The sequence below is a fragment of the Flavobacterium sp. RSB2_4_14 genome (assembly GCF_051547085.1).
Lineage (GTDB): Bacteria > Bacteroidota > Bacteroidia > Flavobacteriales > Flavobacteriaceae > Flavobacterium.
On sequence record NZ_JBPTTL010000009.1, the window covers coordinates 30,106 to 42,555 of the forward strand.

14 protein-coding genes are annotated in these 12,450 nt (G+C 31.3%); 6 read left to right on the plus strand and 8 right to left on the minus strand.

Features of this window, described 5'->3' with window-relative positions; translation table 11 throughout:
• Positions 1-90 precede the first annotated feature (90 nt).
• Genes ACSVH2_RS13070 through ACSVH2_RS13090 form a run of 5 tightly spaced genes read left to right on the plus strand, consistent with a single transcriptional unit; the run spans position 91 to position 3,241 of the window.
• A complete protein-coding gene (locus ACSVH2_RS13070) occupies positions 91-696 on the plus strand; it encodes a lactate utilization protein B/C (protein ID WP_438093624.1) in 606 nt (201 codons plus the stop codon).
• A gap of 1 nt (position 697) precedes the next feature.
• On the plus strand, positions 698-1,531 hold the full coding sequence (locus tag ACSVH2_RS13075; protein WP_438093625.1) for a phosphatidate cytidylyltransferase: 834 nt from the start codon (positions 698-700) through the stop codon (positions 1,529-1,531).
• Positions 1,521-2,174, plus strand: a complete 654-nt coding sequence (locus ACSVH2_RS13080) for a phosphatidylserine decarboxylase family protein (protein WP_438093626.1) — start codon at positions 1,521-1,523, stop codon at positions 2,172-2,174. The genes ACSVH2_RS13075 and ACSVH2_RS13080 overlap by 11 nt, the downstream gene beginning before the upstream one ends.
• Before the next feature lie 11 nt (positions 2,175-2,185).
• A complete protein-coding gene (locus tag ACSVH2_RS13085; RefSeq protein ID WP_438093627.1) occupies positions 2,186-2,461 on the plus strand; it encodes an acyl-CoA-binding protein in 276 nt (91 codons plus the stop codon).
• Positions 2,462-2,464: 3 nt separating this feature from the next.
• The gene (locus ACSVH2_RS13090) at positions 2,465-3,241 is read left to right on the plus strand and encodes a superoxide dismutase (RefSeq protein WP_438093628.1); all 777 of its coding nucleotides are present in this window, start codon (positions 2,465-2,467) and stop codon (positions 3,239-3,241) included.
• 41 nt (positions 3,242-3,282) lie between these two features.
• On the opposite strand, the gene ACSVH2_RS13095 is transcribed toward ACSVH2_RS13090, so the two are convergent.
• From ACSVH2_RS13095 to ACSVH2_RS13110, 4 genes are all read right to left on the minus strand, one after another.
• Positions 3,283-5,322: a M13 family metallopeptidase gene (locus ACSVH2_RS13095; protein ID WP_438093629.1), complete on the minus strand. Its 2,040-nt coding sequence runs from the start codon at positions 5,320-5,322 to the stop codon at positions 3,283-3,285.
• A 139-nt stretch (positions 5,323-5,461) separates the two neighbouring features.
• Positions 5,462-7,060, minus strand: a complete 1,599-nt coding sequence (locus ACSVH2_RS13100; protein WP_438093630.1) for a hypothetical protein — start codon at positions 7,058-7,060, stop codon at positions 5,462-5,464.
• Between the two features lie 110 nt (positions 7,061-7,170).
• Entirely contained in the window at positions 7,171-7,371 is a 201-nt protein-coding gene (locus ACSVH2_RS13105; RefSeq protein WP_438093631.1) for a hypothetical protein, read from the minus strand.
• A gap of 168 nt (positions 7,372-7,539) precedes the next feature.
• Entirely contained in the window at positions 7,540-8,520 is a 981-nt protein-coding gene (locus ACSVH2_RS13110) for a c-type heme family protein (RefSeq protein ID WP_438093632.1), read from the minus strand.
• Between the two features lie 210 nt (positions 8,521-8,730).
• Here ACSVH2_RS13110 and ACSVH2_RS13115 point away from each other — a divergent pair, with 210 nt between their 5' ends.
• Positions 8,731-9,432: a peroxiredoxin gene (locus tag ACSVH2_RS13115; RefSeq protein ID WP_438093633.1), complete on the plus strand. Its 702-nt coding sequence runs from the start codon at positions 8,731-8,733 to the stop codon at positions 9,430-9,432.
• Positions 9,433-9,473: 41 nt separating this feature from the next.
• On the opposite strand, the gene ACSVH2_RS13120 is transcribed toward ACSVH2_RS13115, so the two are convergent.
• The 4 genes from ACSVH2_RS13120 to ACSVH2_RS13135 all read right to left on the minus strand — a co-directional run bounded on the left by ACSVH2_RS13120 (position 9,474) and on the right by ACSVH2_RS13135 (position 12,416).
• On the minus strand, positions 9,474-9,671 hold the full coding sequence (locus ACSVH2_RS13120) for a DUF6132 family protein (protein WP_438093634.1): 198 nt from the start codon (positions 9,669-9,671) through the stop codon (positions 9,474-9,476).
• A 257-nt stretch (positions 9,672-9,928) separates the two neighbouring features.
• Positions 9,929-10,231 carry a thioredoxin gene (gene trxA / locus ACSVH2_RS13125; RefSeq protein WP_438093635.1) on the minus strand — a complete coding sequence of 101 codons (303 nt, stop codon included), beginning with the start codon at positions 10,229-10,231 and terminating at the stop codon, positions 9,929-9,931.
• Between the two features lie 2 nt (positions 10,232-10,233).
• Positions 10,234-11,652 (minus strand): MBL fold metallo-hydrolase, encoded by a 1,419-nt coding sequence (locus ACSVH2_RS13130; protein ID WP_438093636.1) that lies wholly within the window; start codon positions 11,650-11,652, stop codon positions 10,234-10,236.
• Positions 11,653-11,783: 131 nt separating this feature from the next.
• Positions 11,784-12,416 (minus strand): Crp/Fnr family transcriptional regulator, encoded by a 633-nt coding sequence (locus ACSVH2_RS13135; RefSeq protein WP_438093637.1) that lies wholly within the window; start codon positions 12,414-12,416, stop codon positions 11,784-11,786.
• Between the last annotated feature and the right edge of the window lie 34 nt (positions 12,417-12,450).

The window sequence follows — 12,450 nt, forward strand, 5'->3', positions numbered from 1 at the left end:
TAAAATCTTAATTCAAAACATGCTTTTGAATTAAGATTTTTTTATCTTTGGAGGATTTCAATTTCCAAACTAGATTATATAAATTGTAGCATGAGTCTTTTCAGAAAAATTTTTGGCACGGGTAATGATGCCTCTGACGAAGAAAGTCAAAGCGAATTCAGCAATATTCCATCCAGCTTTTCATTACTTCCTGTAGATGAAAAGTTTACTTATAATTTCAAAAAAAATGGCGGAAAGTTTTTATATTGTGAAAACTTAAGCGAGGTTAAAGACCATTTTGAACACATATTAGAAGAGAATGATTGGTTCGAAAGTGAAGCTATTTGTTACGAACCAAAGCTTTACAGCATGTTGGACGAAAACAAAATAAATTACGACAAACCTACTAATCCTAAGTTTTTATTTGCCAGTTGCGAAAATCTTTTAGCAGATGAAGGTTCAGTGCTTTTTTCATCAAATCAAATCAAACAAAATAAACCAAACGATCTTCCCACAAATATTATCATTTTAGCTACTACAAGTCAAATTCTTGAAACAAAGAGCGATGGTCTTAGAGTCATTAAAAAGAAATATGACAAAGATTATCCTACCAACATTACTACCATAAAATATTTCGAAAAAGCAAAAGATGAAAACTTCCTTCAATATGGAAGTACAGCCAAAAACTTGTATCTTTTGCTTTTAGAAGATTTATAGCATGAACACTACCCTAACAAGAGCTTTGTCTGGAGCAGTATATGTACTGTTACTGGTTTCTGCCACATTATATTCTCCTTATAGTTTTTTGTTGTTATTTGGGTTGTTGCTACTATTTTCTGTTGTTGAGTTTTGTAAATTAATACATTTAAAAAGTATAGTTCCCATACTATTGGCCACCATTGCCTTTGTGTTATTTAATTTAAACAACACAATAAAAACAAACGAAATTCTTTTGCTAATAGCAGCATTATTAGTGTCAATCAGGTCAATTTTATTTCTTTTCGAAAAACATAACAAACCATTAGACCGAACATCAAAATATGTTTTTCTTATAGGATATCTTGTGTTACCGATTATTATTTTTACGAAAATTCCATTTTTAAATGCTGATGATCAATTCATAAATATCCATTCAGATAATTATAATCCTAAAATCATTATTAGTATCTTAGTAATAATATGGACAAATGATACTTTTGCCTATTTAGTAGGAAGAAGCATCGGTAAAAACAAATTATTTGAAAGAGTGTCACCAAAAAAAACCATCGAAGGATTTTTAGGCGGTGCCGTGTTTGCCATTATTGCAGGTTTTTTATTGGCAAAATTTTACTTGTCAGCTTCAATTATTCATTGGGTAATTATTGCCCTAATAATTGGAATGTTTGGTACTATAGGCGATTTAATAGAATCTAAGTTTAAGCGAAATGCTGGCGTAAAAGATAGTGGTGCTATCATGCCTGGACATGGTGGTTTTCTAGATCGACTAGATAGTATTATATTTGTTGCACCATTTATCTATTTATTTTATCAAATTATATATTATGTTTCATAAAGAAGGCGGAAAAATCATTTTAACTGCAACCTCATTAACCGTAATTATTTTTCTTTTATCTCATAAATTTCTTTCCGATATTCTATGGTTAGAAAAAGGAATTCAAGTGGTTACATTGGTATTTCTAATTTTGGTTCTACAATTTTTTAGAAATCCTAAACGTATAGTTGCTATCAATGATGATCACATTATTGCCCCAGTTGATGGAAAAGTGGTAGTGATTGAAGAAGTTTTTGAAGAAGAATATTTCAAAGACAAACGCATGCAAGTTTCGATTTTTATGTCGCCTTTAAATGTACATGTCACTCGATATGCTGCTAATGGAAAAATAAAATTCAGCAAATACCATCCTGGTAAATATTTAGTGGCTTGGCATCCAAAAGCTAGTACCGAAAACGAAAGAACAACTGTGGTTATAGAAACCGTTGAATTTGGAGAAATTTTATACCGTCAAATTGCTGGTGCCGTTGCTCGAAGAATTGTAAACTATGCCGAAGAAGGTATGCAAGTAGTACAAGGTGAAGACGCCGGTTTTATTAAATTTGGCTCAAGAGTTGATTTATTTTTACCATTAGGAACAAAAATTAATGTAAATTTGAATGATAAAGCTATTGGAGGAAAAACAATAATAGCTTCTAAATAATACAAATTACAATGTCTGAAAAAGAATTAGAAATTCGTTTTCAAGAAGCTGTTGAAAAAGCTCTAGAAATCCCGCAATCATCTTTACCTCAAGATGAACAATTGCGTTTGTATGCCTATTATAAGCAGGCAACTTCTGGCACTGTTGACTATAATACCTCTTCCAATTTTGACTTAAGAAATGCTTTCAAAACTAATGCATGGATGCAAATAAGTCATCTTAGCGTTGAGGAAGCAAAAGAATTATATATCGAAGCCATCAATTCCATTGCAAAAGACAAAAAATAAAGTATGAAAAAGATTTTTTTATTGTTTTTCTGTATTTCGTTTATTGTTATAATTCCTTCCTGCAAGAGAAAAAAACTAACCGAAGTTGTCGAAGTTCCACTGCCTTCCGCTGAGGAAAAAGTAACTATTGGACATCCTGATGATGTTAGAGCTGATGAAGGACAATTTTCTTTGCTACCCTTACCTTATGAATATAACGCACTTTCGCCAAGTATTGACATACTAACTATGAATGTACATTATTCAAAACACTATTTAACTTATACTAATAATTTAAATAAATTGGTCGCTGCCGACCCAAATATGGTTGATTTGACCATTGAAGATATTCTGAAAAAATTAGATATCAATAATGCCGATTTAAGAAACAATGCTGGCGGATATTATAATCATGGTTTCTTTTTTGAAAGTATGGCTCCAAAAGCTGGCGGACAACCCAAAGACACTTTAGCCACAATTATCAATAGGGATTTTGGTTCTTTTGAAGTTTTTAAAAACCAATTTACAGATACGGCCGAAAAACAATTTGGTTCAGGTTGGGCTTGGTTAGTGGTTGACAAATCAGGAAAATTAGTGGTAACCAGTACTCCAAATCAAGATAATCCATTGATGCCAAAACAAACCATTTCGGGAACACCTATTTTGTGTTTGGATGTTTGGGAACACGCTTATTATTTAGATTATCAATACAAGCGAAAAAAATACATTGAAGCTTTCTTTAAAGTTATTAACTGGAAAAAAGTTTCCGAACGGTATGAAGAAGCGACTGCTAAAACTTAAATAAAAAAAAATCTCTAACCTTTCGATTAGAGATTTTTTTATTACCAAATAACAACCCGTTCGCTGTCTGATCTTCTCATTTTACTTCCAGGCTTGATGTTGAAAGCCTTATAAAAATCAGGATTGTTTTCCAAAGGACCGTTAATTCTATATTTTGCTGGTGAATGAACATCCGTAAGTAATTGTTGTGCCAATGACTCTGGTTTTATATTCACCATCCAAGCATAACCATACGCTAAAAAGAAACGCTGTTCAGGAGTTAAACCACTAATTATTTCTTTGTTTTTGTACTGAGACGTTTTCTTGAAAGCTTCAAATCCCATTACTACACCACCTAAATCAGCAATGTTTTCTCCTTGAGTAGCATCACCATTGACAAATTTCCCAGGTAAAGCTTCGTATTTAGCAAACTGCTCAACGATTAATTTAGTTTTTGCCTTAAATTTTTTCAAATCTTCTGCTGTCCACCAGTTATTTAAATTTCCTTTTTCATCATATTGACTTCCTTGATCATCAAACCCATGCGTGATTTCGTGTCCAAAAGTTGAACCACCTATAATTCCATACAATACTGCATCATCGGGCATTCTACCTTCAAATCCTGGCACTAAAATGTTGCAAGCAGGAACACATATTTCATTATTACTTGGATTATAATAAGCATTATAAGTTTGCGGATACATTCCCCATTCTGTTCTATCTACAGGTTTTCCGTATTTTGAAATCATATCGTTGATTGCCCATTTGTTAGCTGCTTTTACGTTCTCTAAAAAAGAATTTCGGTTGATAGTAATACTACTCAAGTCTTTCCATTTGTCAGGATAACCCACTTTCATAACAATTTTGCTTAATTTGAATAGTGCTTTCTTCTTTGTTTCTTCACTCATCCAATCCAAATTTTTTATACGCTCTGCATAAACCGTTCGAATATTATTTCCTATTTCGAGAAGTTTTTCTTTGGAACCTTTTGGCAAATAATCTTTTACATATACTTGGCCTATTAACTCACCAAGTGAACCATCTGTTTGTTCAACAATTCTTTTCCATCGTGGTTTTTGCTCTTTAACACCACTCATTATGGTGGAGAAAAAATAGAAATTTTGTTTTTCAAAAGCTGCATTCAAATAGGAAGCATAGGAATTAACTAAATCCCATTCTAAATAGGTTTTCCAATCTTCAATGGAATAGCTTTTAATCATTTGATGTAATGCTGTATAAAACTCCGGTTGACCAACAATTACAGTATCTACGTTTTTAATTCCGATAGTTGCAGTCATTGTCTTCCAATCCACATTTGGTGTTGCTTTATTCAAATCACCAATGCTCATTTTGTTGTAATTTTTTATTGGATCACGCAAAGCCTCTAATTTTCGAGAATTTTTAGCCAATTCTGTTTCCATTTTCATAATGGAAATAGCATTGTTTTTTGCTATCTCTTTAGAATTACCCATCAATTCAGACATAGCTTGAAGATGCTTCACATATTCATTTCTAATGTTAACTGTTTCTTTATCGGTATTGAAATAATAATCTCGATTACCCATTCCTAATCCACCTTGAGAAAGAAAAACAGCATATTTTGCACTATTCTTATCATCTTGACTAACATACATTGAAAAAGCAGGATTGGCACCAATAGTGTGTAAATAACCAATGGTAGAAAGTAATGAAGGAATATCTTTTATGGCCTTTATTTTATTCAAATCTTCTTTCAATGGTGATAATCCTAATTTTTCAATAGTTAATGTGTCCATTCCTGACGCATAAAAATCGCCTATTTTCTGTTCGTTACTACCTTTTACTGCGTCAGTTAGCGCAGCCGATTTTTCACAAATTTGCTTAATTTGAGAATTGATAGTATCGCCGATTGTTCTGAAAATTCCATTACTCCTTTCGCTAGCTGGAATGGGATTTCTTTTGAACCAACCGCCATTGGCATACATAAAAAAGTCATCACCTGGATTGATCGTAGTATCTCTATTAGTAACTAATGGGTCTTCGAATTGAATTTCTTTTTTACTACAGTTTAAAAATAATAAAGCAGAAAATAAGCTGAGGGTAAGTTTTGTTCTAAATCGCATAATATTTTTGTTTTTTTATTGGACTTTAAAAATTGAAAAATGTTACCAAATGTAGCTAATCTATTGAATATAAAAATAGCTTATAAAAAAAAGCTCCCTTTTTATTGGAGCTTTTCTAATAAATGATAAAATAGTACAGCTATTTTACCATCACTTTTTGGGAAACATAAAATTTATTATCAAAAATAAATGTAATAATTACGGTTTGATTTGAAATTCCATCTAAATCAAAAGTCATTTCATTTTCACCTTGATTGGTATCTGAAATTTCACCATCAGAAATTATTTTACCATCTAATGACGAAACAAAATAATCAATTGTGGTAACATAAGCCATTTTAAAATTGATTTTTACCTTATCATTTTGAGTTGGATTTGGAGAAACAATCATTGAAAATGGATTTTTACCGTTAATTTCATAGATACCTAAAGGTTGATTTTTAATGAGTTTTACTTCATATATTGTAGCATTTGCTGATGTAGTTGACGTTTGATTACTCGTAAACGGATTACTAGAAGGACTAGTTATACCACCAACAATATGACCAATCACAAATTCATTTGCTGTAATTTCATTTAATTTTAGCACCTCATTATCATAGTGTGGCAAAGTATTATTAGGAATAAATTCAGCACTCGCTCCTTTCAAAGCTGGCATCGTTTCTGGTAGTTGGTATTCTTGCAATGAACCGTCAGCAAAACGAGTTGTTCTACTAATTGTATTTACAAATGGTACATTATTATCTTGAACTAATGTCGTTCCGTTATAATAATACTGACTTATGCCACCAAAAAACAAATTATGCATTCTATTTTCAGTAGCATCATAAAGAGCCGAAACGGCACTGTGGTAATTACTCAAATATTGATTAAAATTAGTTTGCGGAAAATAACCATTTTCTTTAATGTCAACAGGATACAAGAAAGGTAAATCGACATTGATTTGAAAAACTCCAGAAGAAATAGTATAACCTTGCGTTCCATCAGGAAAAATTTGTGGCAATAAATTATAATCTCTTCTGTGCAAATGAACTGCATCAGTAATAGTTTGATAGTTAGAAATACTTAATTGAGTTCCAGAATTATCAATAGAAAATTTTCTAATTTGGTTGGAGTAGGTTTGTGTGAACGTTGGATTGTTCATCGGATTGTATCTTCCATCAAATCGATGACCGCCAATTAGATAAAATGTTGAATTAATTTTTGCTAAATGTCCGCCATTTATGGCTAAATTTTCATTTGACATCTGTTTAAAATAGCTTGAAACTGGAGAGCCATTAACTATAGCAGTTATTAAATTGGGCACATCAACAGAGGTCAATTTATTAAATGTAATATGATCGTTTGCTGAAGCAGAAAAAGCATAACCGCCTACAAGATACAAGGTATTACCATCTTGATAGAAATTGAAATTGGTAGCTTGCAATTGCTCTTTTAAAGGAGTTGATAAAGTAGTAATTGATGCCGACCAAAACTGATTTGCAGCAATATCAACAACATAAATAGATGTATTATTACTCGCTGCCGGAAAAGCATTGAAAGGTTGACGAGCGTGAATTCCATCTACTCTTCCACCTATAATTAGCCATTTTCCATTATGTTGTGCAAAAGCAAAAGAATGAATTCCGGGAAAATTTGGAATAGTTACTGGATTTAATTGTACTTGGTAATCAAAAGTAGATTGAGAAAAAATGAGCCAAGAAAAGGACAACAGACAAAAGGTAAAAAGTGATTTCATTTCTATAATTTTCATCAAAGCTACTCTTTATTAATCAACATTTTTGTAACATATGTTACAAAAAAAAGCGCCTCATCACTGAGACGCTTTCTATCATAAAAAAGCAATTATTATGCTTTTTTTTCATCCATTTTTTTAGAAGAACAACAACCTGCTTTTTTCTCAGTGCTGCATTCTTTTTTCTCCTCAGTTGAGCACGATTTCTCTGTTTTTGCTTTTTTCTTTTTTTGTTTAGGATCAGTTGTATTTGCATTTACATTCAAGGTAAATAAAAAAGCTACTGCAGCTAAAGTGGAAACTAATTTTTTCATTTTTATAAATTTTTATTGATTACTAATTTTAATATAGATCAAATATATGTATTTTTTTTTACCCAAACAAATGGCTGTCTTAATTATACCTTAAACTTAGTGAACTCTAAATCAATACGATATTTATTAATAAATTGGTATGAAAATGGATAATATTCTTATTTTCTTTCATTTGTTTTTATCAAAAGTAATACTCCACATTCCACGAATTTCATTTTCGCTATAGCCAACAGCTAAATCATTTGGATACAATTTCAAAATTTGTTTTTGAATTTCTGGTTTTATTTGTTTTCCATGGCACTGTAAACACATAGTGTTGGTAGGAATAGGATAATAAAACTGAACTTTATTTCCTTTTTCGATTACCACTGGTTTTGAGTCATTTTTAGAGAGTAAATCAGCTTTAAACTGTGCAATATATTTGAGTTCTTCGACATTTGCTTTATTATTGGGATTTCTATTTTTATCGGAAACTCTTTTAATTATTGCATTGTGCTTGGTCGCCATACTATCTGTAAGAGGCATTGCTTTGATGTTACAAAATTCTAAAGCTGCCAAAGTTCCTTTTTTCTGTATTGCACCCATAAGGTTTTTACCTAATACTTTTTTAGTAGAAAGTGCATATTCTAAACCAATTTCATCTACTGTTTTGGGATTCTCTTTTTCGGCTAATTTTTTGCCCGATTGTGTCCATTTTTCGTTTCCATGACTTTCCCAATGAGATTTAAACCATTCGGGTTCTTCTATTTGATAATCAAACATATAATTCGCAATTTTATCAAGACTTTCCTCAGGAAAAACTTGTTTTGGCATTAATCCGTGTTTTTTTACTGCTCCAAACATGAGTGCTTTATCTTCGGTTGGATTTTCAACAAATGATTTTAGAGCTGTAATAAATTCTTCTTTGTTAAAACCTTCTTTATTAATATATCTAGCTTTTATGGCAACCATTGGTGGCGCAATTCTTCCTTCACCTTCGGGTGCATTTGGACTGTGACACAAGTAACAATGGGTTTCTATTAGCTTTTTGCCCTCAAGATTATCAGAAACTTCTAATTTGTCTTTTTCATTAACAGGTTTGTAATTTTCATTTTTCTTATTGCAAGAAAAAAAAGTAATAGAAGCTAAAAGTAGAATTGTTTTTTTCATTATCAACTTATTTTAAACAAAAATAGAAAGTATCGATTTAGAATAGTGTAACCATTGTTACTTTAGAAATAAATAACAATATAATTAAAATCTATTAAAATAATAATACAATAATAAAATCCTATTATTTGTAACAAATGTGACAAACCCAAAGTATTAATACATCTAGATTTGCCATATCAAATAAATACTAATTTTAAAAATTATAAAATGGAAGAAAATTTTTCAATGCCAAGAATAGGTGACGAAGCACCTGAATTTAGTGCAGTAACAACACAAGGAACAATTAATTTTCCGAAAGATTATGAAGGTAAATGGGTTATCTTTTTTAGTCATCCTGCTGATTTTACACCAGTTTGTACATCTGAGTTTATGACATTTGCAAGTATGGAAAATCAATTTAAAGAAGTTAATTGTGACTTGGTTGGTTTATCCGTAGATGGTTTATACAGTCATATTGCTTGGTTGCGTTCCATTAAAGAAAAAATTGAATACAAAGGGATGAAAGATGTTGAAGTGAAATTTCCTTTGATTGAAGACATTACTATGGAAGTATCTAAAAAATACGGAATGATTATGTCGGGTGAAAGTAATACTAAAGCTGTAAGGGCTGTATTTTTTGTAGATCCAAAAGGAATTATCAGAACCATCATTTATTATCCTTTAAGTATAGGAAGAAACTTTGATGAGCTTTATAGAGTGTTAATTGCTTTACAAACTGCGGATGCTTTTGAAGTTGCTTGTCCTGCTGATTGGAGACCTGGCGATGACGTAATTGTTCCACCTGCTGGTTCTTGTGGAGTTGCAAAAGAAAGAATGGATGATGATTCTGAATTAGATTGTAAAGATTGGTATTTCTGTACCAAAAAACTGGATAAAGATTTAGTTTTTAAAACGGTTTTGAAAAAATAATTAAACTAACAAAGGTTGTCTATTAAAATAGACAACCTTTGTTAGTTCTTTTTTGAGTTTGTGACGAACATATTAAACAGCAATCCACCCATCAAACTACCATATAAAGTACTGTTTAATGGTTTGGAAGTTATAGCACAAGTTCCACTGACACAACCTACATAATGATAATAGACATATCCGGCAATTGCTCCAACCACAACTCCAACTGTTGTAAAAATAATTATTTTTTTGTTCATATTAATTGTATTCTAAAATTCTTCCTTTAGCAAAATTTAAATAAGATTTAGCTTTTTTGGTTAACGAATTATTCTCTTTTTCTGGATAACTTAATTCGTTAAGCATATCCCTTTCAAAATTTCCGGTAACAAAAATAGTATTGATTACTTTATAAATAGTTACTTCATTTTCAATTTTTTATAATGTAGTTTAAATGCTTTTCATACAACCACCTCATTTTAAATTTTCAAATTCTTATTACATTACTTAAAAATGGTTAATTTGTTTTATCTAAAATAACTTTCAATAATTGCTCTTTATTCAGAACGCCAGATTGACGCCATAATTGTTTTCCGTTTTGAAATAAAATCATGGTTGGAACACCTCTAACTTGATAATTTGATGCTATCATTTGGTTTTTGTCCACATCTATTTTGATAATCGAAACTCTATCACCCAAACTGTCTTTTACTTCTTTTAAAACTGGAGCAAGTACTTGACATGGTCCACACCAAGTGGCAAAAAAGTCAACTAAAACGGGTTTATCCGAATTGATAATATTACTAAAACTACTGTTCATATTTATAATAATGTGGTTGGACATACAAATTCAGTCCGTGGTAAGTTTGTTAATTTTATTTCGTTAAAACCTCCAATGACATCCGCAAAATTTTTAAATCCTTTTTGCTTAAGTATCGAAGCAGCTATCATACTTCTGTAACCGCCAGCACAATGCAAAATAAAATAATCGTTTTTAGGAAACTCAGCTATTCGATTACTGATCTCGTTCAAAGGAATGTTGATAGCTCCAGCTAAATGCTCTGACTCATATTCACTTTTTTTTCTAACGTCAATAATGGGTGTTTCATGAATTTCTTCTAAATCTTGCAAATCGTGCGCTGTAATTCTATCAACTGTTTCAACTGGTTTGTTGTTTTTTATCCAACTTTCAAATCCACCTTCGAGATATCCAATGGCATGGTCATATCCTACTCTTGACAATCTAATGATTGCCTCCTCTACTTTTTCATGATTATCGGCAATAATTAGTATTTGTTGTTTTAAGTCGGGAATCAATTCTCCAACCCACATAGCAAAATTGCTTTCCAAACCTATGTTGATGCTATTAGGAATAAATCCTTTAGCAAATTCTGAAGCTTTTCTCGTGTCGAGGAGTAATGCTTTTGTTTCTTTGGCAACAGCTTCAAAGGAATCAACATCAAAAGATTTTAAACCTCTGTGCATCACGGTGTCCAAACTTTCATATCCTTGAATATTCATCAAAACATTTTTTGGAAAGTAAGCTGGTGGCGCAGTTAAACCCGATAAAAGTGAAGTTACAAATTCATCCTCAGTTAATTTTGGATTTAAAGCATAATTAGTTTTCTTTTGGTTTCCCAAAGTATCGGTAGTTTCCTTACTCATGTTTTTACCACAAGCACTTCCCGCACCATGATTGGGATACACAATCAAATCATCTGATAAAGGCATTATTTTTTCTCTCAAGGAATGGTATAATAACCGTGCTAATTTATCCTCTGTCAAGTCGGCAATAACATGCTGAGCCAAATCGGGACGACCAACATCACCAATAAATAAAGTGTCGCCAGTAATAATCCCATGTTCATTTCCTTGTTCATCAATAATTAAATAGCACGTACTTTCCATAGTATGTCCTGGAGTATGAATGGCTTTCACCTTACAATTTCCAACTGAGAAAACTTGATTATCTTCTGCAATTAAAGCTTTAAAACTTGGTTTAGCTGTTGGACCATAAACAATGGTAGCTTTTTGTTTTTGTGCCAAATCCAAATGTCCTGAAACGAAATCAGCATGAAAATGGGTTTCAAATACATACTTAATTTGGGCATTATCTTTTTTTGCTCTTTCAATATAAGGTTGAACCTCACGCAATGGGTCAAATATGGCCACTTCACCATTACTTTCAAGATAATAAGCGGCGTGTGCTAAACATCCGGTGTAAATTTGCTCTATTTTCATTTTTTATTAATTTTTCTCAAAGTTAGCTTGTATAACATTCATCACCTATGATAAATGTCATTGGAATGATGTTACAAAATTAAATTGATGAAATTAAATAGTCAGTATCAAAAGTTACACACTCAAAAAAGTTACTGTTTTATCAATTCAATTGATGCCCTATGAAGTTTAATTTTCCCATTGTTTTCCAATGATTTGAGTAATCTTGAAATAACTACTCTTGAAGTATGTAAATCAAATGCTATTTCCTGATGCGTATTTTGAATAAAATTGGAATTATTGATTTTTACTTTTTCTAAAAGATAATTGAATAGTCTTTCATCCATATTCATAAAAGCCAAATTATCAATAGCGGTTAACATTTCTTTCATACGATTATTATAGCTATTGAAAACAAAATTTCTCCAACTTTTATACTTTCCTAGCCATTCTTCCATTTTAAAAACGGGTATCATTATAACTTTTCCTTTGGTTTCGGCAATGGCTCTAATTTCACTTTTGGTATCACCAATACAACAAGCCATAGTCATAGCACACGTATCGCCTTTTTCTAAAAAATAAAGCAATAATTCTCCTTCATCAAAATCTTCGCGAAGAATTTTTATAGCACCCGAAATGAGTAATGGCATACTTTTTATATAATCGCCAAAATCAATCAAAACATCGCCTTCTTCAAATTCTCTAAGTTTTGAAACTTGAGCAATTTCTTCTAGTAGTTTTTCTTCAAAAATAGAACCATAAGAGTTTTTTAATAATTGTATCATTAGTGAGATATTTATCCAGTAAATTTCGTTTAAA

What these genes read in the sequence shown, in the direction of transcription:
- ACSVH2_RS13085 (WP_438093627.1), top strand. Translation starts at nt 2,186, where the DNA reads ATGTCTGAAAAAGAATTAGAAATTCGTTTTCAAGAAGCTGTTGAAAAA.
- ACSVH2_RS13100 (WP_438093630.1), bottom strand. Translation starts at nt 7,060, where the DNA reads ATGAAATCACTTTTTACCTTTTGTCTGTTGTCCTTTTCTTGGCTCATT.
- ACSVH2_RS13115 (WP_438093633.1), top strand. Translation starts at nt 8,731, where the DNA reads ATGGAAGAAAATTTTTCAATGCCAAGAATAGGTGACGAAGCACCTGAA.
- ACSVH2_RS13095 (WP_438093629.1), bottom strand. Translation starts at nt 5,322, where the DNA reads ATGCGATTTAGAACAAAACTTACCCTCAGCTTATTTTCTGCTTTATTA.
- trxA (WP_438093635.1), bottom strand. Translation starts at nt 10,231, where the DNA reads ATGAACAGTAGTTTTAGTAATATTATCAATTCGGATAAACCCGTTTTA.
- ACSVH2_RS13105 (WP_438093631.1), bottom strand. Translation starts at nt 7,371, where the DNA reads ATGAAAAAATTAGTTTCCACTTTAGCTGCAGTAGCTTTTTTATTTACC.
- ACSVH2_RS13130 (WP_438093636.1), bottom strand. Translation starts at nt 11,652, where the DNA reads ATGAAAATAGAGCAAATTTACACCGGATGTTTAGCACACGCCGCTTAT.
- ACSVH2_RS13075 (WP_438093625.1), top strand. Translation starts at nt 698, where the DNA reads ATGAACACTACCCTAACAAGAGCTTTGTCTGGAGCAGTATATGTACTG.
- ACSVH2_RS13110 (WP_438093632.1), bottom strand. Translation starts at nt 8,520, where the DNA reads ATGAAAAAAACAATTCTACTTTTAGCTTCTATTACTTTTTTTTCTTGC.
- ACSVH2_RS13135 (WP_438093637.1), bottom strand. Translation starts at nt 12,416, where the DNA reads ATGATACAATTATTAAAAAACTCTTATGGTTCTATTTTTGAAGAAAAA.
- ACSVH2_RS13120 (WP_438093634.1), bottom strand. Translation starts at nt 9,671, where the DNA reads ATGAACAAAAAAATAATTATTTTTACAACAGTTGGAGTTGTGGTTGGA.
- ACSVH2_RS13080 (WP_438093626.1), top strand. Translation starts at nt 1,521, where the DNA reads ATGTTTCATAAAGAAGGCGGAAAAATCATTTTAACTGCAACCTCATTA.
- ACSVH2_RS13070 (WP_438093624.1), top strand. Translation starts at nt 91, where the DNA reads ATGAGTCTTTTCAGAAAAATTTTTGGCACGGGTAATGATGCCTCTGAC.
- ACSVH2_RS13090 (WP_438093628.1), top strand. Translation starts at nt 2,465, where the DNA reads ATGAAAAAGATTTTTTTATTGTTTTTCTGTATTTCGTTTATTGTTATA.